The sequence below is a fragment of the Robertmurraya dakarensis genome, assembly GCF_900156875.1.
In the GTDB taxonomy this organism is placed as follows: Bacteria; Bacillota; Bacilli; order Bacillales; family Cytobacillaceae; genus Robertmurraya; species Robertmurraya dakarensis.
The window spans coordinates 2,925,550-2,951,924 of record NZ_LT707409.1 but is presented as its reverse complement, the minus strand read 5'-3'; the positions used below and the strand labels follow the sequence as shown (position 1 = coordinate 2,951,924).

The 26,375-nt window shown below is 41.1% G+C and carries 28 protein-coding genes and 1 tRNA gene; 28 read left to right on the top strand and 1 reads right to left on the bottom strand.

Features of this window, described 5'->3' with window-relative positions; translation table 11 throughout:
- The first annotated feature begins 78 nt into the window (after positions 1–78).
- The 22 genes from CZ487_RS23235 (at position 79) to CZ487_RS23125 (ending at position 19,813) form a co-directional block, all read left to right on the top strand.
- Positions 79–1,203, top strand: a complete 1,125-nt coding sequence (locus CZ487_RS23235; RefSeq protein WP_077215439.1) for a DUF4097 family beta strand repeat-containing protein — start codon at positions 79–81, stop codon at positions 1,201–1,203.
- A 43-nt stretch (positions 1,204–1,246) separates the two neighbouring features.
- Positions 1,247–1,606, top strand: a complete 360-nt coding sequence (locus tag CZ487_RS23230; protein ID WP_077214755.1) for a phage holin family protein — start codon at positions 1,247–1,249, stop codon at positions 1,604–1,606.
- 263 nt (positions 1,607–1,869) lie between these two features.
- The gene (hprK, locus tag CZ487_RS23225) at positions 1,870–2,805 is read left to right on the top strand and encodes an HPr(Ser) kinase/phosphatase (RefSeq protein WP_077214754.1); all 936 of its coding nucleotides are present in this window, start codon (positions 1,870–1,872) and stop codon (positions 2,803–2,805) included.
- A 37-nt stretch (positions 2,806–2,842) separates the two neighbouring features.
- Positions 2,843–3,661, top strand: coding sequence for a prolipoprotein diacylglyceryl transferase (gene lgt, locus CZ487_RS23220; RefSeq protein WP_077214753.1), 819 nt, complete (start codon positions 2,843–2,845; stop codon positions 3,659–3,661).
- 214 nt (positions 3,662–3,875) lie between these two features.
- A complete protein-coding gene (locus CZ487_RS23215) occupies positions 3,876–4,823 on the top strand; it encodes a nucleoside recognition domain-containing protein (RefSeq protein WP_077214752.1) in 948 nt (315 codons plus the stop codon).
- Positions 4,813–5,466: a pyrophosphatase PpaX gene (ppaX, locus tag CZ487_RS23210; RefSeq protein ID WP_077214751.1), complete on the top strand. Its 654-nt coding sequence runs from the start codon at positions 4,813–4,815 to the stop codon at positions 5,464–5,466. The genes CZ487_RS23215 and ppaX overlap by 11 nt, the downstream gene beginning before the upstream one ends.
- A complete protein-coding gene (locus CZ487_RS23205; RefSeq protein ID WP_077214750.1) occupies positions 5,463–5,990 on the top strand; it encodes an acyltransferase in 528 nt (175 codons plus the stop codon). Before ppaX ends, CZ487_RS23205 begins: the two co-directional genes overlap by 4 nt.
- A gap of 173 nt (positions 5,991–6,163) precedes the next feature.
- On the top strand, positions 6,164–7,345 hold the full coding sequence (locus CZ487_RS23200) for an ATP phosphoribosyltransferase regulatory subunit (protein ID WP_077214749.1): 1,182 nt from the start codon (positions 6,164–6,166) through the stop codon (positions 7,343–7,345).
- Entirely contained in the window at positions 7,345–7,989 is a 645-nt protein-coding gene (hisG, locus tag CZ487_RS23195; RefSeq protein WP_077214748.1) for an ATP phosphoribosyltransferase, read from the top strand. The genes CZ487_RS23200 and hisG overlap by 1 nt, the downstream gene beginning before the upstream one ends.
- 22 nt (positions 7,990–8,011) lie before the next feature.
- A complete protein-coding gene (gene hisD, locus CZ487_RS23190) occupies positions 8,012–9,277 on the top strand; it encodes a histidinol dehydrogenase (RefSeq protein ID WP_077214747.1) in 1,266 nt (421 codons plus the stop codon).
- A 113-nt stretch (positions 9,278–9,390) separates the two neighbouring features.
- Positions 9,391–9,978, top strand: a complete 588-nt coding sequence (gene hisB, locus CZ487_RS23185) for an imidazoleglycerol-phosphate dehydratase HisB (RefSeq protein ID WP_077214746.1) — start codon at positions 9,391–9,393, stop codon at positions 9,976–9,978.
- The gene (hisH, locus tag CZ487_RS23180) at positions 9,979–10,617 is read left to right on the top strand and encodes an imidazole glycerol phosphate synthase subunit HisH (RefSeq protein ID WP_077214745.1); all 639 of its coding nucleotides are present in this window, start codon (positions 9,979–9,981) and stop codon (positions 10,615–10,617) included.
- Positions 10,614–11,345, top strand: a complete 732-nt coding sequence (gene hisA / locus CZ487_RS23175) for a 1-(5-phosphoribosyl)-5-[(5-phosphoribosylamino)methylideneamino]imidazole-4-carboxamide isomerase (protein ID WP_077214744.1) — start codon at positions 10,614–10,616, stop codon at positions 11,343–11,345. Before hisH ends, hisA begins: the two co-directional genes overlap by 4 nt.
- The gene (gene hisF, locus CZ487_RS23170; RefSeq protein ID WP_077214743.1) at positions 11,346–12,104 is read left to right on the top strand and encodes an imidazole glycerol phosphate synthase subunit HisF; all 759 of its coding nucleotides are present in this window, start codon (positions 11,346–11,348) and stop codon (positions 12,102–12,104) included.
- Positions 12,101–12,736 (top strand): bifunctional phosphoribosyl-AMP cyclohydrolase/phosphoribosyl-ATP diphosphatase HisIE, encoded by a 636-nt coding sequence (gene hisIE, locus CZ487_RS23165; protein ID WP_077214742.1) that lies wholly within the window; start codon positions 12,101–12,103, stop codon positions 12,734–12,736. The genes hisF and hisIE overlap by 4 nt, the downstream gene beginning before the upstream one ends.
- Before the next feature lie 162 nt (positions 12,737–12,898).
- Positions 12,899–14,395 carry a tetratricopeptide repeat protein gene (locus CZ487_RS23160; protein WP_077214741.1) on the top strand — a complete coding sequence of 499 codons (1,497 nt, stop codon included), beginning with the start codon at positions 12,899–12,901 and terminating at the stop codon, positions 14,393–14,395.
- Between the two features lie 107 nt (positions 14,396–14,502).
- Positions 14,503–15,453 (top strand): thioredoxin-disulfide reductase, encoded by a 951-nt coding sequence (gene trxB / locus CZ487_RS23155; RefSeq protein WP_077214740.1) that lies wholly within the window; start codon positions 14,503–14,505, stop codon positions 15,451–15,453.
- A gap of 518 nt (positions 15,454–15,971) precedes the next feature.
- Positions 15,972–16,430 (top strand): NUDIX hydrolase, encoded by a 459-nt coding sequence (locus CZ487_RS23145; protein WP_077214738.1) that lies wholly within the window; start codon positions 15,972–15,974, stop codon positions 16,428–16,430.
- Positions 16,431–16,497: 67 nt separating this feature from the next.
- A complete protein-coding gene (rapZ, locus tag CZ487_RS23140; protein ID WP_077214737.1) occupies positions 16,498–17,391 on the top strand; it encodes an RNase adapter RapZ in 894 nt (297 codons plus the stop codon).
- Positions 17,388–18,371 (top strand): gluconeogenesis factor YvcK family protein, encoded by a 984-nt coding sequence (locus tag CZ487_RS23135; protein WP_272914215.1) that lies wholly within the window; start codon positions 17,388–17,390, stop codon positions 18,369–18,371. Before rapZ ends, CZ487_RS23135 begins: the two co-directional genes overlap by 4 nt.
- Positions 18,372–18,576: 205 nt before the next feature.
- Complete coding sequence (gene whiA, locus CZ487_RS23130) at positions 18,577–19,527, top strand: DNA-binding protein WhiA (protein WP_077214736.1); 951 nt, start codon at positions 18,577–18,579, stop codon at positions 19,525–19,527.
- Between the two features lie 31 nt (positions 19,528–19,558).
- Positions 19,559–19,813, top strand: coding sequence for an HPr family phosphocarrier protein (locus CZ487_RS23125; RefSeq protein WP_077214735.1), 255 nt, complete (start codon positions 19,559–19,561; stop codon positions 19,811–19,813).
- A 59-nt stretch (positions 19,814–19,872) separates the two neighbouring features.
- On the opposite strand, the gene clpP is transcribed toward CZ487_RS23125, so the two are convergent.
- A complete protein-coding gene (gene clpP, locus CZ487_RS23120) occupies positions 19,873–20,472 on the bottom strand; it encodes an ATP-dependent Clp endopeptidase proteolytic subunit ClpP (RefSeq protein WP_077214734.1) in 600 nt (199 codons plus the stop codon).
- 393 nt (positions 20,473–20,865) lie between these two features.
- On the opposite strand from clpP, the gene CZ487_RS23115 reads away from it, so the two are divergent.
- From CZ487_RS23115 to CZ487_RS23090, 6 genes are all read left to right on the top strand, one after another.
- Positions 20,866–20,937 (top strand) — tRNA-Arg (locus CZ487_RS23115).
- Positions 20,938–21,148: 211 nt separating this feature from the next.
- Complete coding sequence (rpoN, locus tag CZ487_RS23110; protein ID WP_077214733.1) at positions 21,149–22,480, top strand: RNA polymerase factor sigma-54; 1,332 nt, start codon at positions 21,149–21,151, stop codon at positions 22,478–22,480.
- Between the two features lie 12 nt (positions 22,481–22,492).
- A complete protein-coding gene (locus CZ487_RS23105; RefSeq protein ID WP_077214732.1) occupies positions 22,493–22,744 on the top strand; it encodes a glutaredoxin family protein in 252 nt (83 codons plus the stop codon).
- 128 nt (positions 22,745–22,872) lie between these two features.
- Positions 22,873–23,892: a sugar-binding transcriptional regulator gene (locus tag CZ487_RS23100; RefSeq protein WP_077214731.1), complete on the top strand. Its 1,020-nt coding sequence runs from the start codon at positions 22,873–22,875 to the stop codon at positions 23,890–23,892.
- A 42-nt stretch (positions 23,893–23,934) separates the two neighbouring features.
- Complete coding sequence (gene gap, locus CZ487_RS23095) at positions 23,935–24,942, top strand: type I glyceraldehyde-3-phosphate dehydrogenase (protein ID WP_077214730.1); 1,008 nt, start codon at positions 23,935–23,937, stop codon at positions 24,940–24,942.
- A gap of 246 nt (positions 24,943–25,188) precedes the next feature.
- A complete protein-coding gene (locus tag CZ487_RS23090; protein ID WP_077214729.1) occupies positions 25,189–26,373 on the top strand; it encodes a phosphoglycerate kinase in 1,185 nt (394 codons plus the stop codon).
- Positions 26,374–26,375: the final 2 nt, after the last annotated feature.

Here is a 26,375-nt window from a genome sequence, read left to right as displayed (position 1 = left end):
ACTTTCCCTGCTTTCCTATCGTAAAAAGAATAGTGAAACATATATTTATAGTGGTGGAAAATGATGGAGGCGAGTTCCATGGAACAAGAAAGAAAACGAATACTAAACATGGTGCAAGAAGGCAAGCTTACTGTAGATGAGGCATTGGTTTTATTGGATGAACTAGGGAAGTCAAGTGAATCGATGAAAAAGAAGGAAGAGCAGCTCTATGGTGAGCTCTCGACCATGGTGAAATCAGAAGGAGCTAAATTTGAAGAGGCGAAAAAAGAAGATGGATCTTCAAGTTATAAGTTTCAATCAGCGAAGGAAAAACTATTTGAATTTGTCGATACAACGATAAAAAAAATAAAAGATCTTGATCTTGATTTGAATTTTGGCCATTCCGTCGATATTTCTCATATTTTTCAGCATGCTGAAGCCAGTATAAGCAGCATCGATATCGATATGGCGAATGGATCAGCAAAGCTGATTCCATGGGATCAAGATGATGTTAGAGTAGAGTGCGATGTGAAGGTTTATCGTGTTGATACTCCAGAAGAAGCGCGCAATATTTTTCTAAATGATGTCGTGTTTGCGATTGAAAATGATAAGCTAAAATTCTTTTCACAGCAAAAATGGATGAAATTAAATGCAAAGATTTATATCCCGCAAACTCAATATGAAAATATTAAGGTACGGATGTTTAACGGCTCGATTGAAAGTGAAAACTTAGCTGTGACAAAGTATAACGCCAAAACCGCAAACGGAAAAATCAATTTGACCGGCATGTCCAGCAAGTATGTTGAAGTTGAAACGGCGAATGGTCAAATCGATTTGCGAAACAGTCAGATTGAAGATTTCGAAGCAGAAACGATCAATGGTGCGATAAAAGTAGACGGGAAATTCAAAAGGGTCGATCTGCAGTCTTTTAATGGCAATATTACGTTTTCTCTTGCAGGCGAAAGCAGCTGTGAAATCATCGAAGCGAAATCAACAACAGGCGGCATTAAGCTCTATTTGCCTGAGACATTGGCAATAAGAGGTGAATTTAAATCCAATTTAGGTGCGTTTCAGGTCGACCGTGAAGGCATTACAACAACGGAGGAAAAAAGTGAAGTGGTGCAAAAACTGTTACGTTTTGAACCATTAAATGAAACCTTTCATGTGGCAAAAGTGGCGGCTGAAACGAAAACAGGGTCAATTACGATGAAAAGAGTGAAATAAAATAATTCGCTCTCCCTTAAGTTTCTGAAAAAGGATGTTTACTATGAGATGGTTCACTGGAATTATAATCAATGCAATCCTGTTTATTGCGATATCAGGCTTTTTTAAAGAATCCTTTTATATTGAAGGCTTCTGGGCGGCACTCGGGGCCAGCTTTGTGCTGGCGGTCATTAATATTTTGGTAAAACCGTTCATTATCCTGTTAACACTGCCTGTGACTGTGCTGACGTTAGGGTTATTCTTATTCGTCATTAATGGTATAACGCTGATGATTACAGATGAAATTGTGGGCAGCTCATTTGAAATCGATGGCTTTTGGATGGCTGTGCTGATTTCTTTAATCATGTCGATCGGAAATATCATCATACAAAATATGCTTTTTGATTCGAAAAAGGAAAAATAACTTGGTGAGGGCCTGACTTTTTAAGGAGTCAGGCCCTGTTTTTGAGTTAATTTTTGGTTGAAATTGGTATATACCGGCGGATAGATCACAAAATCCACATAGCCTCTTGCTTTCCCTGCTATCCCAATATAAAAAATCCCAAAAAACAAAAATTTGGTTCTTGTCAAAAAAATGCTAAAATATACAATGTAACTTCTGACAAGTTATATGATGTTCATTTTAATATAGAAAACTAGAAAATGAGAAAGTAGGAGGAGCACGTTTTGGCAAAAGTTCGCACGAAAGATATTATTGAGAAATTTAAACTTGAGCTGATTAGCGGAGAAGAAGGGATCAACCGCTTGATCACGATGACGGATATATCACGGCCAGGTCTAGAGATGGCAGGCTTTTTCGATTATTATCCTGCAGAACGAATTCAACTGCTTGGCAAGACGGAATTAACCTTTATTAACCAGCTGAACCAAGATGCGAGGACCGATCGGCTGGAACGACTATGTACAGATATTACTCCTGCTATTATCATTACAAGAGATCTTGAAGTGCCTGAAGAACTGATTGAGGCATCAGAGCGAGAAGCGGTACCCGTGCTGCGATCGAAGCTTAAAACGACTCGTTTCTCAAGCCGCCTGACCAACTATCTTGAAAGCCAGCTGGCACCAACAACGGCTGTTCATGGTGTTCTTGTTGATATCTATGGGGTCGGGGTGTTGATTATTGGGAAAAGTGGAGTCGGTAAAAGTGAAACGGCGCTGGAACTGGTTAAGAGAGGACACCGTTTGATTGCAGATGACTGTGTAGAAATACGTCAGGAGGATGATGATACCCTTGTTGGGACATCTCCAGAGCTGATTGAACATCTTCTTGAGATTCGCGGATTAGGGATTATTAATGTCATGACCCTGTTTGGTGCAGGAGCGGTCCGCAGTCATAAAAAAATCTCGCTCGTTATTAATCTTGAGCTTTGGGATCAGACGAAACAATACGACCGTCTTGGACTTGATGAGGAGACGATGAGAATTATTGATACTTCAGTAACGAAACTGACTGTTCCGGTACGACCTGGTCGAAACCTTTCTGTTATTATTGAAGTTGCGGCAATGAATTTCCGTCTGAAAAGAATGGGCGTGAATGCGGCTGAGCAATTTTCAAATCGTTTATCAGACGTAATTGAAGATGGTGAACACGAAGATCGATAAAAGAACACGAATAATATAAAGAAAAGGAGAAGATTTCATGGAAGAAAATATACAGCCGATTAATCCGGTTGCTTTTTCCTTAGGTCCGATTGATGTTCATTGGTATGGAATCATCATTGGAGTAGGGATTGCTCTTGCGCTTGTGTTAGCGATAAGAGAAGGAGACCGCAGAGGGATTCATAAAGATACCTTTCCGGATTTAATGCTTTGGGCCATTCCCATTGCGATTATTTCCGCTCGAATTTACTATGTCGCGTTCGAATGGGACTATTATGCGCAAAATCCCGGTGATATTATTAAAATATGGAATGGCGGGATTGCCATTCATGGTGCTTTAATCGGTTCTGTAATCACTGCATATGTTTTTTGTAAAAAGAGAAATATTTCTTTCTGGAAACTTGCTGACATTGCTGCGCCAAGCATTATCCTTGGTCAAGCGATTGGAAGATGGGGAAACTTTATCAATCAGGAAGCGCATGGCGGTGAAGTCAGCCGTGCTTTTCTAGAAAACTTATATTTGCCAGATTTTATCATTAACCAAATGTATATAAATGGCGCGTACTATCATCCGACATTTTTATATGAATCTGTATGGAATTTTGCTGGAGTCCTGCTGCTGATCGGATTAAGATATGTGAATTTAAGAAGAGGAGAAATATTCCTTTCTTATGTGATTTGGTATTCAATTGGACGCTTCTTTGTTGAAGGAATGCGGACAGACAGCTTAATGCTGACAGAATCATTAAGAATGGCCCAAACAATTTCCATTGCGTTAATAATCGGCGCCATTGCTTTGCTTATTTACCGCAGAGTAAAAGGCCTAGCGAAACTGCGTTATACGAATAAAAATATGTAGAACTTTTAAAGAGGGCTATCCTGTCAGTTTGGGAGAGTCCTTTTTAAAAAATAGCCTTATTATTTGTATCGTTGAACGAACACCGCAAGGCGATGAACCTTTCCACGTGCTGTTATTCTTTCAGAATAAAGGCACGCTCCAAGGACCATCACCTCTGCTAGGTTTGGATTTATAAACAGAGATCATTACGAAAAAATCAAAGGGAGAAGAGAGAATGTGGCAACAAACAATTAAAACAGGGTTGAAGGTGGGTTTAAGTACGACCTGGTCATTGGGGAAAATTATTTTTCCGGTTACGATGATCGTGGCATTTCTTCAGCATACACCGATCCTGCCATGGGTGATTGAATTAATTACGCCGTTCATGGGCGTGTTGGGGCTGTCGGGGGATGCAGCGATTCCGCTTGTGCTGGGGAATTTTCTTAACATTTACGCAGCCATTGGGGCAATTTTTACAATGGAACTGACGGTTAAGGAAGTGTTTATTATTGCTGTCATGCTGTCCTTCTCGCATGCCTTGATCATTGAATCAAGCGTAGCTGTGAAGGTAGGGGTAAAGCTGTGGATTGCGGTTGGCGTTCGATTAGCGCTTGCGTTCATATCTGCTGTTGTCATTAACCTCGTATGGAAGGGCGGAGAACAAATTGCCCAATATGGGTTGGTGTCACAGCAGGAGGAAACAGTAACTGGTTTAGCTGGGATTACGCTAGATGCCTTGCAAAAGGCTGGGCTAGGTGTATTCCAATTAGCGGTCATTGTCATTCCGCTAATGTTAGTGATTCAAGTACTAAAGGATCTAAAATGGCTTGATACAATTTCAAGGTGGATGGCTCCTCTTATTAGAAAGCTTGGCATTCAGGAAAATACTTCGACCACACTTGCGGCAGGGCTGTTGTTTGGGCTTACCTTTGGGGCCGGTGTGATGATTCAGGCGATCAAAGAGGATGGAGTCAGCAAAAAAGATATCACGCTGGCTTTCATATTCTTAATTACCTGTCATGCTGTTGTAGAAGATACATTGATTTTTATCCCGTTAGGAATCCCGATTTTACCGTTATTATTAGTGCGAGTCTTCATGGCTATCTTAATTACCATGGTTGTAGCGGCACTATGGAATCGCGCGGAACTTGCAAAAAGAAAGGAAGCAACCTATGAATACTAATATTTCAACCATTTTATTTGATCTAGACGGAACATTGCTTGATACAAATGATCTTATCATTCATTCATTTTTACACACATTAAATCAGTACTATCCCGGACAATATAAAAGAGAAGATGTCCTGCCGTTTATGGGGCCGACTCTCTCAGAGACTTTTGAATCTATTAATAAAGAAAAAACAGAAGAAATGATCAAAGTATATCGTGATTTCAATATTTCACAGCATGATGACTATGTGAAGGAATTTGACGGTGTCTATGATACTGTTCAAATCCTTCATCAACAGGGATATAAGCTTGGTATTGTAACGACAAAAATGCTTCATACTGTGGAAAAGGGCTTAAAATTATCAAAATTGGATTCCTTTTTCGATGTGGTCGTTGCGCTTGATCATGTTGAGAAACCTAAGCCTGATCCCGAGCCGCTGCTAAAGGCATTGGACAGATTGAATTCAGACCCAGCTGAAGCGATCATGATCGGCGATAATCATCATGATATCGTTGGCGGGAAAAATGCAGGAACGAAGACGGCCGGAGTAGCTTGGTCGCTTAAGGGTGAAGACTATCTTCGTCAATTTAAACCGGATTATATGCTGCAAAATATGAAGGATTTACTGCCGATCATTGGAGCAGGAAGATCATGAGAAACACGACTCGTTATCCTGTCGAGGGTGCGAATTCACTATGGCATGTTTATAAAACCGTTCCTTTTGGGAAGGTAGTCAAGAACTTTATTGTTATCCAGCTTGCTCGGTACACGCCATTTTTAGGAATGAAAAACTGGCTGTACCGGTCATTTTTAAAAATGAAAGTCGGCGAGCAGACATCCTTTGCTCTCATGGTGATGCTTGATGTGATGTTTCCTGAAAAAATCAGCGTCGGCCGCAATACGGTAATTGGTTATAACACAACGATATTGGCACACGAATATTTAATTAAAGAATATCGCCTTGGTGAAGTCAGAATTGGCAGCGAAGTGATGATTGGTGCAAATTCTACGATTCTTCCAGGGATTACGATTGGTGACGGGGCGATTGTATCTGCAGGGACACTGGTCCATAAGGATGTTCCTGCTGGTGCCTTTGTCGGCGGAAACCCAATGAAAGTCATTTATACAAAAGAAGAACTCCAAGAAAGGTGGAACGAGGACCCGATATACGGAAAATAATGCTTCATTAACAAAAAGTTAATGGAGCTTTTCTTTATTCTGCCATGTAAAATTGCCCAGATTTTTCTGTTTTTTTATTGACGGAAGATGTAATGAACGATACAATACATATAACTTCAACTCGCTAATATATTAGCGAACTAAAGGATTCGGAAAATAAGGTGGGAATGTACATGAGTCGCTTATTTATGTTTGAAAAGCCGTTAGGAATGAGAGATACACTGCCAGAACTATATGAAACGAAGAGTCAGGTTCGTTCAGCAATTGGAGAAGAGATGAAAGCATGGGGCTATCAATTTATCGAAACTCCTGCTCTTGAATACTACGAAACAGTGGGAAGTGCTTCTGCGATTTTGGATCAGCAGTTATTTAAGCTTTTGGACAGCCAAGGCCATACGCTCGTCCTTCGTCCGGATATGACGGCGCCGATTGCGAGGGTGGCAGCTTCTAAGCTTTTGAAAGAGGACTTGCCATTGCGCCTTGCCTATTCAGCTAATGTGTACAGAGCTCAGCAAAGAGAAGGCGGCAGACCGGCTGAATTTGAACAGATCGGTGTTGAATGCATTGCAGATGATACGGTAAGTGCGGATGCAGAAATGATTGCCTTAATGATTTCAACATTGAGAAAAGCGGGAATTGAAGATTTTAAGATTTCCGTAGGACATATCGGATTTGTGAAAGAACTGTTTGTGCAAATTTTAGGAACAGAAGAACGTGCTAATGCGTTGACGAAATTCCTTTATGAAAAAAATTATGTAGGCTACCGTGAGCATGTAAAGAGCTTAAGCCTATCTTCTATTGATAAGCAGCGCCTGTTGGAATTTTTAAAATTACGAGGCGGCGAAGAAGTCATTGAGTGGGCTTTGAAGCTGATTGAAAATGAAAAAGGAGAGGAAAACATTCAGGAGCTGAAACAGCTTTGGGATGTAATTGTGGACTATGGTGTGCAATCGAAGCTGAAATTTGATTTAACGCTAATCAGTCATATGAGCTACTATACAGGAATCGTGTTTGAAGTGTACGCAAACCAAGTTGGTTTTCCGATTGGAAATGGCGGCAGGTACAATCTTTTGCTGCAAAAATTCGGTAAAACAACAGGTGCTACTGGTTTTGCATTAAGACTTGATCGACTTTTAGAAGCATTGGGTACATTAACAAAGAGAAAGCCGGCCGGATGCATTTTATTTAGTGAAGAACGCCGAAAAGAAGCAGTGAATTTAGCGAAAGAGAAACGCGAAAGTGGAGAAAGAGTGGTTCTTCAAGACATTAACGGTGTGAAGAGCATTGACAGCTATACAGAACAGTATGAAGAAGTCACCTTTTTAGTCGGAAAAGCGGGAAGGGGGTCATTATAATGAACGACTATCTTACAATTGCAATGCCAAAAGGAAGAATTTTTGAAGAAGCGGCTGAGCTTCTCCGTCAGGCTGGATACAAACTGCCTCCTGAGTTCGAGGATTCACGCAAGCTGATTATTGATGTTGAAGAAGAGAAGTTCCGCTTTATTTTAGCAAAGCCGATGGATGTTCCTACATATGTTGAGCATGGTGTTGCCGATCTTGGGATTGCTGGAAAAGACACGATGCTTGAAGAAGAAAGAGACGTCTATGAGCTGTTGGATTTGCAGATCAGTGAATGTTATTTAGCGGTGGCTGGTCTTCCGAATACGAAAATGAACGATGTTGCACCAAAGGTTGCGACGAAGTATCCGAATGTGGCAGCTGCTTATTTTCGTGAGCAAGGCGAGCAAGTGGAGATTATTAAGCTAAACGGTTCGATTGAATTGGCCCCGATCATTGGCCTTTCTGACCGAATTGTTGATATCGTCTCAACAGGGAGAACGCTTGTTGAGAATGGACTTGTCGAGTATGAACGGATTGTCGATATCACTTCAAGATTGATTGTGAACCCGGTCAGCTATCGCATCCAAGAAGAGAGAATCAGTGAACTGGTTGAACGTCTGGCAGGAGTTATTCAAGGAGCCGTCAGTGTAGAGTAGGATTGAAAGGGATGAAATTTCGATGAAAATTCTTAAGGTGAGTGACGCACTTTCCATAAAAAGAAGTGTTGAAGGAGGAACAGAGGAGCAGCGGCAAGCGGTTAAATCGATTATTGAAAATGTTCGCAAAAACGGAGATGCTGCGGTAAAAGAGTACACCGAACGTTTTGATGGTACACTTCTCGACTCTTTGGCTGTGACTCAAGAGGAAATCGACGAAGCTTTCACAAAGGTTGATGCGGATTTAGTTGCGGTTATTGAAGAAGCGGCTGAGAATATTCGTTCCTTCCATGAGAAGCAGCTGCGAAATTCGTGGATGACAACGGATGAGAATGGCAGTATTCTAGGGCAGAAAGTAACACCTCTTGATTCTGTTGGCCTTTATGTTCCAGGCGGTACGGCTGCCTATCCTTCATCGGTTTTAATGAACGTGATGCCGGCAAAAGTGGCAGGAGTTGAAAGAATCGTGATGGTTTCTCCTCCCGGCAAAGATGGAAAGCTTCCTGCGGCCGTTTTAGTTTCTGCCTCGATTGCTGGAGTGAAAGAGATTTATAAAGTCGGCGGAGCGCAGGCTGTTGCGGCACTTGCTTATGGAACAGAGTCGATTTCACCAGTTGATAAAATAACTGGACCTGGAAATATCTTTGTCGCACTTGCTAAACGAGAAGTATTTGGGGACGTTGACATTGATATGATTGCAGGACCAAGCGAAATTGCGATACTAGCAGATGATACGGCATTAGCGAACGAAGTAGCAGCCGACCTGTTATCGCAAGCGGAGCATGACAAAAGAGCATGCAGCGTGCTGGTGACAACATCTGAAAAATTAGCGAATGATGTGTCTGCCCAAGTAGAAAAGCAGCTTGAAGACCTGCCGCGAAGAGAGATCGCTGCGGCATCGATCGAAGACTATGGGGCAATTTATGTGGCAGACAATATGGACGAGGCTGTTGCGACAATCAATCAGCTGGCCCCGGAGCATTTAGAAGTGATTACCGAAAATGCGATGGAGCTTCTTGGGAAAATTAAGCATGCAGGGGCAATTTTCATTGGACGCTATAGCTCTGAACCTGTCGGCGACTATTTTGCAGGAACAAACCATGTTCTGCCAACGAATGGAACAGCGCGCTTCTCAAGCCCGCTGAACGTCGAAGATTTCCAAAAGAAATCGAGCATCATCGTCTACAGCGAACAAGCCTTAAAAACAAACGCACACAAAATTGCAGCCTTCGCACGCTCAGAAGGCCTCGAAGCCCACGCAAGAGCAGTTGAAGAACGCCTAAAATAAAAAATAATAGGTACCAGGTACCAGCCGTGGACACTGTCCACGGGCGGTACCTGGTACCCTTTGTGGACAGTGTCCATTGTGGACGGACAATTTGAAATAATGGGGGATTATGTATGAGCAGAACTTCTAGTGTTACGAGAAAAACGAATGAAACGAATATTGAGCTTTCTTTGAATATTGATGGTGAGGGAAAATCAACCCTTGAGACGGGTGTACCGTTCATGACGCATATGCTTGATTTGTTTGCAAAGCATGGTCAATTTGATTTGAATATCAATGCTAACGGTGATACGGAAATTGATGATCACCACACAACGGAAGACATTGGTATTTGTCTTGGCCAAGTCCTAAGAGAAGCGCTTGGAGATAAAAAAGGCATTAAACGTTATGGAAATGCATTTGTACCGATGGACGAAGCGCTGGCACAGGTGGTCGTTGATTTGAGCAACCGTCCTCATTTAGAAATGAGAGCAGAGTTTCCAAGTCAAAAAGTAGGAACATTTGATACGGAGCTTGTTCATGAATTCCTATGGAAGCTTGCACTGGAAGCAAGAATGAACCTTCACGTCATCGTTCATTACGGACAGAACACGCACCATATCATCGAGGCGATTTTCAAAGCGCTGGGACGTGCACTTGATGACGCAACGACGATTGATCCGCGAATCAAAGGTGTTCCATCAACGAAAGGAATGTTATAAATGATCGGAATCATTGACTATGGAATGGGGAATTTATTCAGTGTCAGCAAGGCATTGGAGAGACTCCATGCAGACTATTTCATTTCTGATGTAAAAGAGGAACTGCTAAAGGCAGATTCTTTAATCCTTCCGGGTGTCGGTTCTTTTAAAGATGCGATGGATCGCCTTAATGAAGCAGGCTTAACGGACATGATCAAGGATTATGTCGCAACAGGAAAGCCGCTTTTAGGGATTTGCCTCGGCATGCAGCTGCTTTTTGAACAAAGTGAAGAAAATGGCTTAACAAAAGGGCTGTGTCTGCTTCCGGGGGAAGTCGTTCGTTTCCCCGGCGTTACAAAAGACGGCGAAGCATATAAGGTACCGCATATGGGCTGGAACAAGCTTAAATTCTCACGTCCTTCTCTTGTGACCGAAAACATAGATGCAGAATTTGTATACTTCGTGCATTCTTATTATGTGAAAACAAATGATCCAGAAGTATTGATTGCGAGTACGGACTATGATGTAAATGTTCCTGCAGTTGTTGGCAGAAATAATATTTTTGGAATGCAGTTTCACCCAGAAAAAAGTGGTAAGCTTGGAATGGAGCTTCTTCGCAACTTTACACAATTGACGAAAGAAAGGGTGGAAAGCGCATGAGCTTTACGATTTATCCAGCCATCGATATGAGAGGCGGAAAATGTGTACGATTGCTGCAAGGGGATTATGATAAAGAAACAGTATACGGCGACTCTCCTTTTGATATGGCGAAACAATTTGCTGACGCCGGTGCAGAGTGGATACATATGGTTGATTTAGATGGTGCGAAAGAAGGAAACCGTGTGAACGATTCATTCGTGATAAAAGCGGCGCAGGAACTGCCTGCAAAAGTGCAGATCGGCGGGGGCATTCGCACCGAGGAAGATATTCTTCATTATTTAAATAACGGTGTTGATCGTGTAATCATTGGCAGCATCGCCGTTTCGAATCCAGACTTTGCAATTGAAATGATTCGCAAATATGGCAGCAAAATTACGATTGGACTTGATGCAAAAGATGGCTATGTGGCGACGCACGGCTGGCTGAACACATCTGAAGTAAAAGCGGTTGATCTTGGAAAAAGATTTGCTGATGAGGGTGCAGAAACATTTATCTTTACCGATATCGCAACAGACGGGATGCTTTCGGGCCCTAATTTAGAAGCGGTTGAACAAATGGCTATCGCTACTGGAAAAGAAGTCATCGCTTCAGGCGGTGTCAGCGAGTTAGCTGATTTAACAGCATTGAAGAAACTTTCATCTAAAGGCGTTAAAGGTGCCATTATCGGAAAAGCCATCTATGAAGGCAGATTTAATGTGGAAGAAGCGCTAGCTGAGGTGAAAAAATAAATGCTGACGAAACGAATTATCCCATGTCTTGATGTAAAAGATGGCCGTGTTGTAAAAGGGGTGCAGTTTGTGCAGCTCCGCGATGCAGGGGATCCGGTTGAACTGGCTCGTTTTTACGACGGGCAAGGAGCGGACGAGCTTGTATTCCTTGATATCTCAGCATCAAATGAAGGTAGAAAAACAATGGTTGAAGTTGTAAAGGCGGTAGCTTCAGAATTGGCGATTCCGTTTACAGTTGGCGGCGGAATCAATGCGTTAGAAGATATGAAAAGAATCCTCCGCGCTGGTGCTGATAAAGTCTCTTTGAATACAGCTGCCGTCAATAACCCAGACTTAATTACAGAGGGAGCCAATTTCTTCGGATCACAGTGTATTGTGCTTGCGATTGATGCCAAGTATGACGAAGAATTAGGTTCATGGCGTGTTTACACTCACGGCGGCCGGACACTGACTGATAAGGAAGTTATTGCCTGGGCGCGTGAGGGAGTCGAGCGAGGCGCAGGCGAAATCCTCCTAACGAGCATGGACTGTGATGGTGAGAAAAAAGGCTTTGATAAGGCGTTAACAAAAGCGGTTTCTGAAGCTGTTTCAGTTCCTGTCATTGCTTCAGGCGGAGCTGGGAATGCGGAACATTTTGCGGAAGCTTTTTTAGAAGCAAAAGCGGATGCGGCATTAGCTGCTTCGATTTTTCACTATAAAGAAACATCTGTAGAAGAAGTGAAATCCTATCTTAAGGAAAAAGGTGTGAATGTAAGATGAACTTAGAAAATGTACGGTTTGATGAAAAGGGGCTTATTCCAGCAATTGTCCAGGACGCGGTAACGAAGGAAGTTCTTACTCTCGCCTATATGAATAAGGAATCTCTAGAAAAATCATTGGAAACAAAAGAAACTTGGTTTTACAGCCGTTCTCGTGCAGAACTTTGGCATAAAGGTGAAACAAGCGGAAACACACAGAAAATCGTTGAAATGAAGCTTGATTGTGATCAAGATGCGATTGTTGTTTTAGTAGAGCCAGCTGGTCCAGCATGCCACCAAGGTACTGTAAGCTGTTTTAATCAAAATCTCTATGGAGAAGCCAACCTTTCTGCAGGAAGTAATTTAGAAGATTATCAGATTCTTGATTCACTTCAAAAAATTATTAAGCTTCGTGAACAAGAACGTCCTGAAGGTGCTTATACAACGTACTTGTTTGAAAAAGGGGTAGACAAGATTCTGAAAAAAGTGGGAGAAGAAGCCTCTGAGGTGATTATCGCTGCCAAAAATCGTGATCATGAAGAATTAAAATGGGAAGCAGCTGATCTGATCTATCACTTGCTTGTCCTGCTAGAAGAACAAAAACTTCCATTCAGTGAAGTTCTCAATGTCTTACACGAGCGTCATCAAAAATAATTTTTAAAAATGAGGAACAGGCTGCCTGATATTCGCATACGATATTGAGGCGGCCTATTTTTTATGGCTGGTTCCATTCAGTGAAACAAAATATTCAGGTACCCCACATAGTAGCATTTGTGTTATACTACTGTAGGTTAATCTGTATATATGGAGGATTTCATGAATAGAGACTCTAATGCGATAAAATCAAAAATGGGAACGTTACTGCCATTTATTCCTACAGGTGAGTATTATTTTTCAAAAGGATTAAAATCTTACCAACGACGGGATTTTCATAAAGCAAAAAAATACCTGGAACGTGCGATGCAGCTTGAACCAGGTGAACCAATGATTGCCTGCCAATTAGCGATTGTCTTTACGGAGCTTGGGCAATATAAAGAATCAAATGACATCTTGCGCATGATTTTGGAAGAATGGGATGAAGACATGGTCGAATGCCATTATTTTCTTGCCAACAATTTTGCGCATATGGGCATGTTTAAGGATGCTTATCACCACGCAACGCTGTATATGGAGCTTGGTGACGATGGAGAATTCGCGGAAGAAACCGAGGACCTCATTGAATTATTGATGCTTGAAGCAGATGATATCGAGGATGATGATTTGTATGAAGCAGATGACTTGATCTCGATGCAAGAGGAAGCACGTGAACTGCTTGAAAATGGTCATTTTCTTAAAGCGGTAGATTTGCTGGAGAATGTCATTCAAGACTTCCCTGAATATTGGTCTGCTTATAATAATTTGGCTTTAGCGTATTTTTATTTAGGAGAAACGAAGAAAGCGAAAAACATCCTGAATGAAGTGCTTAAAAAGAACCCGGGTAATCTTCATGCACTGTGCAATAAGACTGTTTTTGCTCAATATAAAAACGACCATGAAACGGTTAGTGTGATGAAGGAAACTCTCAAAAAAATCAAGCCGTTGCTCATCGAACACCAATTTAAGCTTGGAACGACGTTTGCGTTGATCGGTGAATATGATGCTGCCTACGCATGGCTGAAAAAGCTTCATAAACAAGGCTATGAAGGCGATGGTCCGTTTTATTACTGGCTTGCTTATTCAGCTTATCATACCGGCAGAAACAGCACGGCGGAAAAAGCTTGGAAAAAGGTTTTGCAATTCAACCCTGAAAAGGAAGGATTGGAACCTTGGAATGATGAAAAATCTTCTGTTGAACACTTTGAAGAACATGCTGAAAGCATCAAGCAAAAGCTTCAAAGTGAAAACTTGGAAGAGAGATTGTTTGGCCTTTTTTTAACATCGCTATCAGACCATAAGAATGAGCTTCTGGAAGGCTATGAAGCGGAAACTCCGTTAGAAGAGCAATATTTGCGAATTGTCAGCGACCCGATGGCTGCTGATGCTTCTAGTGTTGAAATTGCCCACAGGACGGCAAGCCAGCTTTACGGCTTTCATCATCCAATTGGTACGGCTGAAGCTGGATTGTATTTATTATGGTTTTCCATTTATGTAGAAATTGAAAAAGAACAGCAGCACTTGACAAAGAATGAAAAAGCTTATGCTGCAGCAGCTGAGTATGTTTGGAGAAAGCTGCGCCGTGAAAAAGTTTCACAAAGTTATTTTGCAGAACAATATGGTCTTTCACTCTCCACGATTCAAAAATATGTAAAAATTGTGAACTCCTATTTAAACTGAGCAAAACTTTGGACGAAACTGCTATTGTTTTATAGGATATGGATAGTTAGTAAATACTATTCATGACCGATAAGACAACATAGGATAGTTTAAAGGAGTGGAGTACCATGTCAGAAGAAAAAATATATGATGTTATTATTGCTGGTGCAGGCCCTGCTGGAATGACGGCTGCTGTTTATACATCCCGCGCGAATCTGTCAACTCTGATGATCGAACGTGGAATACCAGGCGGTCAAATGGCTAATACAGAGGAAGTTGAAAACTATCCAGGATTTGATCATATACTAGGACCTGATTTATCAACAAAAATGTTTGAGCATGCGAAGAAATTCGGTGCAGAATATGCATATGGCGATATTAAAGAAGTCATCGACGGTGAAGAATATAAAACCGTTGTAGCTGGCGCGAAACAATACAAAGCTCGTGCTGTGATTATCACAGCAGGTGCTGAATATAAAAAGATCGGCGTTCCCGGTGAAAAAGAACTGGGTGGACGCGGGGTTTCCTATTGTGCGGTTTGTGATGGTGCATTCTTTAAAGGCAAAGAATTGGTTGTTGTCGGCGGCGGAGATTCCGCTGTTGAAGAAGGTGTCTACTTAACCCGCTTTGCTAATAAGGTAACGATTGTTCACCGCCGTGATGAACTTCGTGCTCAAAAGATCCTGCAGCAGCGTGCATTTGACAATGACAAAGTTGATTTCATTTGGAATCATACGGTGAAAGAAATCAACGAACAAGAAGGAAAAGTCGGCAGTGTAACGCTGGTTCACACTCAAACAGGTGAAGAGCAGGAATTCAAAGCCGATGGTGTCTTTATCTATATCGGTATGATCCCGCTGTCTAAACCGTTTGAAAACTTAGGGATTACAAATGAGAATGGATACATTGAAACAAATGAAAAAATGGAAACAAGGGTTCCCGGCATCTTTGCAGCTGGTGATATCCGCGAAAAAATGCTTCGTCAAATTGTTACAGCAACAGGCGATGGAAGTATTGCCGCTCAAAGTGCACAGCACTATGTGGAAGAATTAATGGAATCACTAAAGACTAAAGCATAAGGCTTTACATGAAAACCCGCGTTTGTGCGGGTTTTTTTGCTTTTGAGAATATATTCCGACGAACGCGAATAAAAGGATGACTTCCGCGAATATATTCCCATGAACGCGAATAAATTACTTTTTTCGCGAATATAGCCAGCTAATCGCGAATAACCGTTCCAAGCGGCCCCGATGACAAAATTCCACATAAAATTTACAAAAAGTCATTCGCTTTTAACTCTCCTGTAACAATGGTGAAATAAAAATCAGTTATGATAATAATAGAAATTGACCCCCTTTTAAAATAAAATCCTTTGGATAGCACAGGGAAACTTGTGCTCTTTTTTTTTACATAAAAAAAGCAGCAGAGAAGGAATGGCTTCTTCGTTTTGTCCACATTTAAATTGGCATCAATTCCCTCCTCTATTTCTCTATATCCAATTCATTGTGGCGCTCTAACAAAAATAGTATAATTAATACATTAATATGTGGTGCTCCTTAGATTTACATACAGCTTCCCCGAAGTAGAGGTGAAAAGGATGCAAAGAGTAACGAATTGTGTATTAATGAAAGATGATAAAGTATTGTTATTACAGAAGCCAAAACGAGGCTGGTGGGTAGCTCCTGGCGGAAAGATGGAGCCGGGGGAGTCTGTCAGAGATTCTTGTATTCGTGAATTTCGTGAAGAGACAGGCATCTATTTAAGAAATCCGAATATAAAGGGGATTTTTACCTTTATCATGAAGGATGGCGACCAAGTTCTATCAGAATGGATGATGTTCACTTTTTTTGCGCAAAATTCTGATGGTGTCAATTTGGACGAATCTGACGAAGGAAAAATCTCCTGGCACTCTTTTGATGAGATCAAAAATTTGCCAATGGCAGAAGGTGACTATCATATATTAGACTATATGGTGCATGGCAATGGCATTATTTATGGAACCTTCACGTACACACCAGACTTTAAATTGATTCAATATCGGCTTGATCCAAGTTAATGGATACAAGCAGTGGAACGATTTTACGAAATAGAGTGGTTTTTTTACTATATAAGGGGGAAAGAACATGAGTACTGGAGCAGTTCATGAAACACAATTGGTTATCATTACTGGAATGTCAGGAGCAGGCAAAACAGTCGCGATCCAAAGCTTTGAAGACTTAGGCTTTTTTTGTGTAGATAACTTGCCTCCAACCCTCTTGCCAAAATTTCTTGAACTGATGAAGGATTCAGGGAATAAGATGAATAAGGTGGCACTTGTTATGGATCTTCGAGGTCGTGAGTTTTTTGATTCGTTATTTAAAGCTCTTGATGATCTTTCCGAAAAGTCCTGGGTAACACCCCAAATCTTGTTCCTCGACTCAGACAATGCGACATTAGTTCGAAGATATAAAGAGACAAGGCGTTCACATCCTTTGGCGAAGTCAGGATTGCCGCTTGAGGGGATCAAACTAGAACGGGAGCTTCTTGACGAGCTAAAGGGCAGGGCACAAATCATCTATGATACGTCAAGTTTAAAGCCGAAAGAGCTGAGGGAGAGAATTATCTCCGAGTTTTCTGTGAATAAGAAGACTACCTTCACAGTCAATGTCGTATCATTTGGTTTTAAGCATGGAATTCCGATAGATGCAGATTTAGTTTTTGATGTACGCTTCCTACCCAACCCTCACTATATCGATCATATGCGGCCGAAGACAGGGTTGGATGAAGAAGTGTCTAGTTATGTTTTGAAATGGAATGAGACGAATAAATTCCTTGAAAAGGTTACGGAGCTGTTAACTTTCATGCTTCCGCATTATAAGCGGGAAGGAAAAGCTCAGCTAGTCGTTGCGATTGGCTGCACTGGCGGTCAGCATCGTTCAGTTGCACTTGCTGAACATATTGGTCATCATTTTGAAAAAGATTACCACACTCGCATTACGCACCGTGACATCGAAAGGAGAAAGGAAAGGTCAACATGACCATACAACAACAGCCCAAAATCGTGATCATCGGAGGCGGAACAGGTCTGCCCGTATTATTAAGAGGATTAAAAAAATACCCTCTCGATATTACAGCAATTGTTACCGTTGCAGATGACGGAGGAAGTTCTGGACGTTTAAGGGACGAAATGGACATTCCTCCTCCGGGTGATGTGCGAAATGTGTTAGCGGCCTTATCAGATGTTGAGCCATTAGTAGAGGAAATGTTTCAGCATCGTTTTAAAACCACTAATGAATTATCTGGCCATTCCCTTGGGAACTTGATTTTGGCTGCGATGACATCGATTACAGGAAATTTTGTCCGGGCAATTCAAGAAATGAGTAAAGTATTGAATGTCCATGGAAGAGTTTTACCTGCTGCTAGTGACAGTGTCGTCCTTCATGCCGAAATGGAAGATGGGACGATTGTCTCAGGAGAATCGAAAATTCCTTACTCTGGAAAAAGAATTAAACGTGTATTTTTAACACCGGAGACGGCAAAGGCCTTGCCGGAGAGCATCCAAGCGATACGGCAGGCAGACTTGATTATCCTCGGCCCAGGAAGTTTGTATACAAGCATACTTCCCAATTTACTTGTTCCTAAATTAGGCAACGAGGTGTGCCGTTCAAAAGCTAAGAAAGTGTATATTTGTAATTTGATGACACAAGCTGGGGAAACGCTTGATTATACGGCCAGTGATCATGTGAAAGCCATTTATGATCATTTGAATCATCCTTTTATCAATACGATTCTTGTAAATAGTGAAAATATACCGAAAGAAATTCTCGAAAGGTATAGCGAAGAGCATGCGAAGCCTGTTCATTTTGATTTCAATGGTCTTTACGAGCTGGGATTGGAAGTGGTTCAAGGCGAAATCATGACACTTGAACAGGGAGTCATTCGGCATGATACGAACCAGGTTGCACAAATTTTGTATTCTATGCTGTTGGATGAAACCAATCGCAGGTTTGAAGCGTAATACTGTTAAGGCGTTTTATCGAAACACAGGCGGAACGGTGATCCCTGTAACATGTCTGTATTTTTTAAAAATACAGCACATGGAAGGGGCGTTGTGCAGTTCATACGCCAAACAATAGTAATGAATAACGGTTATTGTAGAAAAGAGCTGTCGATCAAATAAGATTTATTGTGGGGTCCAGCGATTTTTAAAAGGAGGTGCAGGGGTGTCATTCGCTTCAGAAACAAAGAAAGAGTTAACCAACTTAGAAGTAAAAGCTTGCTGCGCTAAAGCTGAACTATCAGCACTGATTCGAATGAATGGATCCTTATCCTTTTCAAATCGAAAACTGGTTGTAGACATACAAACAGAAAATGCCGCCATAGCCAGAAGAATATACACATTGATTAAAAAGGATTATAATGTTCAAGTTGAGCTGTTAGTTCGTAAAAAAATGCGCTTGAAAAAGAACAATGTATATATTGTAAGGCTTTCCAATCAAGCGAAAGAAATACTAGAGGATCTAAAAATTTTAGAAACCGGTTTTGTATTTGTACACAATATTTCCGAATCATTAGTAAAAAAGAAATGCTGTAAGCGTTCGTACCTAAGAGGAGCTTTCCTTGCTGGAGGTTCTGTGAATAATCCGGAGACATCTTCCTATCATCTAGAGGTGGCTTCCCTTTATAAAGAACATAATGATGCTCTTTGTGAATTGATGAATACGTTCGGTCTTAACAGTAAGACATTGGAACGTAAAAAGGGATATATCACATACTTGAAGGAAGCGGAAAAAATCACAGAGTTCTTAAATATTATTGGTGCTCATAACGCTTTACTAAAGTTCGAAGATATTCGAATTGTTCGAGATATGAGAAACTCCGTTAATCGATTAGTCAATTGTGAAACAGCTAATTTAAATAAAACGATTGGTGCTGCGTTAAGGCAAGTCGAGAATATCCGATACATTAAAGAAACGGTTGGGATTGAGATTTTGCCTGATAAGTTAAGAGAAATAGCGGAGCTTCGAGTTGAGTATCAAGATGTTACTTTGAAGGAACTTGGAGAGATGGTTTCAGGAGGCACAATCAGCAAATCGGGAATCAATCACCGTCTGCGCAAGATTGATGAAATTGCGGAGAAATTACGTGCTGGCGAACCAGTAAAACATAAATAGATTATAGATAATTTTTGGGAGGATAATGGAAATGGTAGAAAAACAAGTTGAAGTCAAATTAAGAACAGGTTTACAGGCACGCCCGGCTGCTTTGTTTGTGCAGGAAGCAACGCGCTTTTCTTCTGAAGTGTTCATTGAGAAAGATGGTAAGAAAGTAAACGCAAAAAGTATCATGGGTTTGATGAGTCTAGCAATTAGTTCAGGTGCTGTCATCACATTAATTGCTGAAGGCAGTGATGAGGAAGAAGCTTTAGAGGCTCTTGCGGAATATGTGGTACAAGACTAAAGTAATCCAATCATAATAAAAACTCGCCCCATCATATGGTGCGAGTTTTTATGTTCAAATTATTTTTCTTCTTTTTTATCATTACGAGTAATGATATGGTCAACTAAACCGTACTCTTTTGCTCTTTCAGCTGTCATGAAGTTATCACGATCAGTATCACGAGCGATTACTTCAAGCGGCTGACCAGTACGTTCTGAAAGGATTGTATTTAACTTTTCGCGTAAGAAAAGAATACGTTTTGCGGCAATTTCAATTTCTGTTGCCTGACCTTGTGCACCGCCTAGTGGCTGATGGATCATTACTTCAGCGTTTGGCAATGCATAACGCTTTCCTTTTTCGCCGGCAGCCAGCAGGAATGCACCCATTGATGCAGCCATCCCAATGCAGATCGTTTGAACCTGCGGCTTAATGAATTGCATTGTATCGTAGATCGCCATACCAGCTGTAATACTGCCGCCAGGGCTGTTAATGTAAATGGAGATGTCTTTTTCAGGATTCTCGGCTTCTAAGAATAATAATTGCGCAACGATCGAGTTGGCTACGTTATCGTCAATTGCACTTCCCAGCATGATGATACGGTCTTTCAATAGACGTGAATAAATGTCATAAGCACGCTCACCGCGGTTGGTTTGTTCAATAACTGTTGGAATCAAATTCATTTTTGTTCCTCCTTCAAAATAAGAGTCAAAATCTAAGTATTCTTTTGTACCTCTATGTATGTAATCATACACTAATAAGTCAAATAAGGTCAAACAATACAAATGAATTTTTTACCTTATTTGTTCGACAACTTTTTGAACGGATTTATGTGTTGGTAACTTTGATAATTGTCCAGCTCCAGCGCCTACCCCCTCGAGGTCACAAGCCGATCCACCCAGAAAGGTAAAGAACACCTTTCAGGCTGGCTCGTCTTGTGCTTGTCGGGGGTGGTCAAGGCGCTTCCGCTTTTTCTTCTACCATGATACCCATAAAATTATCTTTTAAACCAAATTTTGACCTTGCAAACTATGATAACATAACATATAATAGATAAACGTAATGCAAATTATATTGCCCTCGTGGTGCAACGGATAGCACGTAAGATTCCGGTTCTTAAAATGGGGGTTCGATTCCCTCCGAGGGCGTAACAATAGCTTCTTGTCGACTAGCGACGAGGGGCTATTGTTCTATTATGCTGTTATTCCTCTTTCTATTCCTATCTTTAAATTCCTCTATTTTATGCTGGTAAATCAAAAACAAAAGATAATAAGCATATAGTAGATAGTACATATGGAAATTTTTTAGATACAACATTTTACAGTGTTATTGTAAAATGGAGTTAGGGGGGAGTAAGAAATGAATTTAAAGGCTGGTTTATGGCAGCAGCAAACTTTAAAACTGACGATGACGCAGGAGTTGTCACAGGCGATCGCGTTATTGCAATATTCCAATCAAGAACTTACGTCTTTTTTAGAAGACAAGGCTATTGAAAATCCCCTTTTGCAGCTTGAATCAGGGAATGTTCAAAGTATGGATCCTCGGAAGGACAGGCCAAAGAAGACCAACTCAAAGGTTGAAAAAGATAAACAAAGCTGGATTGAACAAATAGGAACCGTCAGTAAACAACTGGATGAGTATCTATACTCACAAATGGATATGAAGCAGCTCACTCCTGCCATTCGCAGGGTGATGAATCACCTTATTGAACACATCGATGAAAACGGTTACTTTTGTGGAGAAGTCGAAGAAATTGCCCAACAATTTAACATTGCAGCTGACAAAGCTGAGATTTATTTAAAGATTATTCAGGAACTGGAGCCGGCTGGAATTGGGGCGAGAGATTTAAAGGAATGTCTATACCTTCAGTTAAAACGGCTTCCAAACCGAAATGAATTAGCAGAAGAAATTATCACTGAATATTTTGAGCTTTTTGCTGATAAAAAGTGGAAAGAGCTATCAAAGCTCCTAGGGGTGAAACCGGTCGACATTCAAAAAGTGTTTGATTTAGTTCAAACATTGAATCCGAGGCCTGCTTCTAATTTTCAACAAGAACACCCGATTTATATTGTTCCAGATGTAGTCGTGAAATGGGACGGAGAATCGTTTTCGATCAGTGTTTTCGACGAAGCATTGCCTAAAATAAGCTTTAATCAAGATTACTATAAGCAGTTTTCATCCTACGAAGACAAGCAGGTCAGCCGCTTTTTGCAAGAAAAGCAGCAGGACTATTTTTGGATTGTTAGAAGTTTAGAGCAGCGAAAGGAAACATTGACAAAGGTTGCGGTAAAGATTGTTGAAAAACAGCCAGATTTCTTTGTGAAAGGGCCCGCTTTTTTAAAACCAATGACCATGAAAGATATTTCAGAGGAATTAGGGATACACGAATCAACCGTCAGCAGGGCGGTAAGAGAAAAATATGTTCAAACTCCTTTTGGCACATATGAATTAAAATCATTTTTCACGAGCACCATTCAAACGACCTCTGAGGAAAGCACATCATCCCAGCAAGTTAAAAATGCGATATCAAACTTAATAGAAAATGAAAATAAATACAAGCCATTATCCGACCAAGAAATTGTTAACATGCTCAATGAGCAGGAGGGCATTGTGGTCTCTAGAAGAACGATTGCTAAATATCGCGATCAATTGGGGATTTTATCATCATCGAAACGAAAAAGATATAATTAAAGGGGTTTCACTGTGAAGACATATGTAAAGTTATACACCAGAAAGGGCTGCCATCTTTGTGAAAATGCAGAAGCTATTGTGATGGAGCTGAAAGAAAAATGGAATTTTCAATATGAAGAAGAAGATATAGATAGAAGCGATGAGCTGACAGAGAAGTACGGTTTAATGATTCCCGTAGTTGAAATTGATGGGGAGGAAGTGCAATTTGGGCAAATTGATAAAATTTTTTTGAACGAAGCGCTTTCACGAAAACATTTAAGTTGAATAAGTAAATCACTCCTGCTAGAATGAAAATGTGCTCGGGGTGATTTTTTTTTGCATCAGTGGGACACAATACGTCCATAAGGGACATATAATGACCATGAGATGAATGATTGAAGGAGATGTCATGAATGAATTCATTGATTGACATTCAAAAGAGATTATTACCTGATTTGCTTCCGGTCATGCAAAGAAGATTTGACATCCTCCAATACATAGGGTTAATGGAGCCGGTTGGCCGGCGCAGCTTATCAGTAAGCTTGGGAATAACAGAACGCGTCTTGCGAAGTGAAGTCGGGATCTTAAAGGATCAAAACTTGATCATCGTTAACAATGCTGGAATGAGCATAACCCCCGAGGGCCGAACTGTACTTCATGGTTTGCGAGGCATGATGAGAGATCTTCTCGGAATTAACATCTTAGAAGAGCAGCTTCACAAAGAGCTGGGTGTTGAGAAAGTCATGGTTGTATCTGGAGACAGTGATGAATCTCCTTGGGTAAAAAGAGAATTAGGAAGAGCTGCGGCAAATTGTATGAAAGCCCGCCTCAAAGGGGAAAATATCATTGCTGTTACGGGTGGATCAACGATGGCTGCTGTTGCAGAAATGTTGACTCCTGAATTAAGCGATGACCTGCTTTTTGTACCAGCAAGAGGAGGCATTGGTGAGGATGTTCAAAACCAGGCCAATACCATTTGTGCAATCATGGCAGAAAAGACGCATTCCAAACATCGTGTTCTTTATGTACCTGATGAAGTCAGCAGCGGAATGTATCAATCCATTATGGATGAACCACTCATACAGGAAGTTTTAACCTTGATCAAATCAGCAAACATGGTTTTACACGGCATTGGAGATGCTATTACAATGGCAGAACGCCGTAAAACTAATTCTGGCGATCTGAATAAGCTCCAAGAGAAGAAAGCCGTTGGTGAAGCGTTTGGGTATTATTTTAACGAAGATGGAGAAATCGTTCATAAGCTTCATACGATCGGTCTTCAATTAGATGACCTAGAACGTGCTGACAGTGTCATCGCCGTCGCAGGCGGGGCGTCGAAAGCAAAAGCCATACGATCTTATATGAAACAGGCTCCGGAAAAGACCATCTTCATTACAGATGAAGGAGCAGCAAAACAGTTGTTACTTGGGTAATTCCCTTACTATAAAAATACATCCTTGAAGGAGGAAATTATAATGGCAGTAAAAGTTGGAATTAATGGGTTTGGAAGAATTGGACGTATCGTATTTCGTGCAGCATTGAAAAATCCAAATGTGGAGATTGTTGCGATCAATGATTTAACAGATGCAAATATGCTTGCTCACCTTTTAAAATATGATTCCGTTCATGGCAGATTTGATGGAGAAGTTGCTGTTGATGGAGATTCCCTAATCGTAAATGGTAAAAAAGTACAGGTAAAAGCGGAACGTGATCCGGCTCAAATCGGCTGGGGCGACCTTGGTGTTGAAGTGGTGGTTGAATCAACTGGACGCTTTACAAAGCGCGAGGATGCAGCGAAACATTTAGAAGCTGGTGCGAAAAAAGTAGTCATTTCAGCTCCTGCGTCTAATGAAGATATTACGATTGTTATGGGTGTTAACCATGATCAATATGATCCAGCAAACCATAACGTCATTTCAAATGCTTCTTGTACAACAAACTGCTTAGCGCCATTTGCAAAGGTTCTTAACGACAAGTTTGGTATTAAACGCGGTATGATGACAACGATCCATTCTTATACAAATGACCAGCAAATTTTAGATTTACCACATAAAGACTACCGCCGTGCACGTGCTGCTGCAGAGAACATGATCCCAACAACTACTGGGGCTGCAAAGGCAGTAGCATTGGTTCTTCCAGAACTTAAAGGGAAATTAAATGGTGGTGCTGTACGTGTTCCAACTCCAAACGTTTCATTAGTTGACTTAGTTGTGGAGTTAGATAAAGACGTAACAGCTGAAGATATTAACGCTGCTTTAAAAACAGCTGCAGAAGGCGACCTAAAAGGAATTCTTGGATACAGCGAAGAGCCGCTTGTATCTGGAGACTACAATGGCAACCCGAATTCTTCTACAATTGATTCTCTATCAACAATGGTGATGGAAGGAAATATGGCGAAGATTATTTCTTGGTATGACAACGAATCAGGCTATTCTCACCGTGTCGTTGATTTAATCGACTATATTGCTGGAAAAGGTCTATAAGAAATATTTACTTCAATGTGGCGATAAATGTCGAGAACGTCTATAATGATAAAGTGAAAAACTTTCATTTCTTGTATAATATTGCCACTTTAGGCGTATTGCTAAAATGACAGCAGGCTTAAAGCTTAAAAGGGGAGCGGGGAAGATTCCCCACTCCTTTTTCTTTTGCTTTACACATAGAGGAACTAGCACTACATGAAAGTGGTAAGCATGCTTGATCATCCCTTACCTTAGGAGGTTCTTGTAATGAACAAACAGAGTGTCAAAGATGTTGATTTGAAAGGAAAACGTGTATTCTGCCGTGTTGATTTTAATGTCCCAATGAAAGATGGACAAGTTACGGACGAAACACGCATTCGTGCAGCTTTGCCAACCATTAAGTATTTAATGGAACAAGGAGCAAAGGTTCTTCTTGCAAGCCATTTAGGACGCCCAAAAGGCCAAGTAGTGGAAGAGATGCGGTTAACTCCTGTTGCGAAACGCTTATCAGAGCTGTTAGGAAAAGATGTGAAAAAAGTAGATGAAGCGTACGGAGATTCTGTTAAAGCAGAAGTCGAGAAGTTAAATGAGGGAGATGTCCTTCTTTTAGAAAACGTTCGTTTTTATCCTGGAGAAGAGAAGAATGATCCAGAACTTGCAAAAGCTTTCGCAGAGCTAGCGGATGTGTATGTGAATGATGCCTTCGGAGCTGCACACCGTGCCCATGCTTCCACAGAAGGGATTGCTCACCATCTTCCAGCAGTTTCCGGCCTTTTAATGGAGAAAGAGCTAGATGTTCTTGGAAAAGCACTTTCTAATCCAGAAAGACCATTTACAGCGATCATTGGCGGAGCAAAGGTAAAAGATAAAATCGGTGTCATTGAAAATCTTCTTGAAAAAGTCGATCACTTAATCATTGGCGGCGGGCTTGCTTATACGTTTGTAAAAGCGCAAGGCCATGAGGTCGGTAAGTCATTGTTAGAAGAAGATAAAATTGATTTGGCACGCAGTTTTATGGAAAAAGCAAAAGAAAAAGGCGTACAATTCCACATGCCTGTCGATGCCATTGTGGCTGATGATTTTTCAGAAAATGCCAATACAAAAATTGTTCCAATCGAGGAAATTCCAGCAGATTGGGAGGCGCTTGATATTGGGCCGAAGACAGCTGAACACTACAGCCAAGTCATTCAAGGTTCAAAACTAGTCATTTGGAATGGACCAATGGGCGTGTTTGAAATGACTAAGTTCTCTGGCGGGACAAGATCTGTGGCAGAGGCCCTTGCGGAGGCAAATGATACATATTCAGTGATCGGCGGCGGTGATTCAGCAGCAGCGGTTGAAAAGTTCCACTTGGCAGATCGCATGAGCCATATCTCAACAGGCGGCGGTGCATCACTTGAATTTATGGAAGGAAAAGCACTTCCAGGGGTAGTCGCGCTTAACGATAAATAAGT

Excerpts from the sequence above, each read along its gene's own strand:
- trxB (WP_077214740.1), top strand. The coding sequence starts at position 14,503 with ATGTCAGAAGAAAAAATATATGATGTTATTATTGCTGGTGCAGGCCCT.
- rpoN (WP_077214733.1), top strand. The coding sequence starts at position 21,149 with ATGAATTTAAAGGCTGGTTTATGGCAGCAGCAAACTTTAAAACTGACG.
- hisIE (WP_077214742.1), top strand. The coding sequence starts at position 12,101 with ATGAACTTAGAAAATGTACGGTTTGATGAAAAGGGGCTTATTCCAGCA.
- hisB (WP_077214746.1), top strand. The coding sequence starts at position 9,391 with ATGAGCAGAACTTCTAGTGTTACGAGAAAAACGAATGAAACGAATATT.
- CZ487_RS23215 (WP_077214752.1), top strand. The coding sequence starts at position 3,876 with ATGTGGCAACAAACAATTAAAACAGGGTTGAAGGTGGGTTTAAGTACG.
- CZ487_RS23090 (WP_077214729.1), top strand. The coding sequence starts at position 25,189 with ATGAACAAACAGAGTGTCAAAGATGTTGATTTGAAAGGAAAACGTGTA.
- CZ487_RS23205 (WP_077214750.1), top strand. The coding sequence starts at position 5,463 with ATGAGAAACACGACTCGTTATCCTGTCGAGGGTGCGAATTCACTATGG.
- clpP (WP_077214734.1), bottom strand. The coding sequence starts at position 20,472 with ATGAATTTGATTCCAACAGTTATTGAACAAACCAACCGCGGTGAGCGT.
- CZ487_RS23125 (WP_077214735.1), top strand. The coding sequence starts at position 19,559 with ATGGTAGAAAAACAAGTTGAAGTCAAATTAAGAACAGGTTTACAGGCA.
- CZ487_RS23135 (WP_272914215.1), top strand. The coding sequence starts at position 17,388 with ATGACCATACAACAACAGCCCAAAATCGTGATCATCGGAGGCGGAACA.
- gap (WP_077214730.1), top strand. The coding sequence starts at position 23,935 with ATGGCAGTAAAAGTTGGAATTAATGGGTTTGGAAGAATTGGACGTATC.
- CZ487_RS23230 (WP_077214755.1), top strand. The coding sequence starts at position 1,247 with ATGAGATGGTTCACTGGAATTATAATCAATGCAATCCTGTTTATTGCG.
- ppaX (WP_077214751.1), top strand. The coding sequence starts at position 4,813 with ATGAATACTAATATTTCAACCATTTTATTTGATCTAGACGGAACATTG.
- CZ487_RS23145 (WP_077214738.1), top strand. The coding sequence starts at position 15,972 with ATGCAAAGAGTAACGAATTGTGTATTAATGAAAGATGATAAAGTATTG.
- CZ487_RS23100 (WP_077214731.1), top strand. The coding sequence starts at position 22,873 with ATGAATTCATTGATTGACATTCAAAAGAGATTATTACCTGATTTGCTT.
- rapZ (WP_077214737.1), top strand. The coding sequence starts at position 16,498 with ATGAGTACTGGAGCAGTTCATGAAACACAATTGGTTATCATTACTGGA.
- hisD (WP_077214747.1), top strand. The coding sequence starts at position 8,012 with ATGAAAATTCTTAAGGTGAGTGACGCACTTTCCATAAAAAGAAGTGTT.
- CZ487_RS23200 (WP_077214749.1), top strand. The coding sequence starts at position 6,164 with ATGAGTCGCTTATTTATGTTTGAAAAGCCGTTAGGAATGAGAGATACA.
- CZ487_RS23160 (WP_077214741.1), top strand. The coding sequence starts at position 12,899 with ATGAATAGAGACTCTAATGCGATAAAATCAAAAATGGGAACGTTACTG.
- hisF (WP_077214743.1), top strand. The coding sequence starts at position 11,346 with ATGCTGACGAAACGAATTATCCCATGTCTTGATGTAAAAGATGGCCGT.
- hisG (WP_077214748.1), top strand. The coding sequence starts at position 7,345 with ATGAACGACTATCTTACAATTGCAATGCCAAAAGGAAGAATTTTTGAA.
- hisH (WP_077214745.1), top strand. The coding sequence starts at position 9,979 with ATGATCGGAATCATTGACTATGGAATGGGGAATTTATTCAGTGTCAGC.
- CZ487_RS23235 (WP_077215439.1), top strand. The coding sequence starts at position 79 with ATGGAACAAGAAAGAAAACGAATACTAAACATGGTGCAAGAAGGCAAG.
- hisA (WP_077214744.1), top strand. The coding sequence starts at position 10,614 with ATGAGCTTTACGATTTATCCAGCCATCGATATGAGAGGCGGAAAATGT.
- lgt (WP_077214753.1), top strand. The coding sequence starts at position 2,843 with ATGGAAGAAAATATACAGCCGATTAATCCGGTTGCTTTTTCCTTAGGT.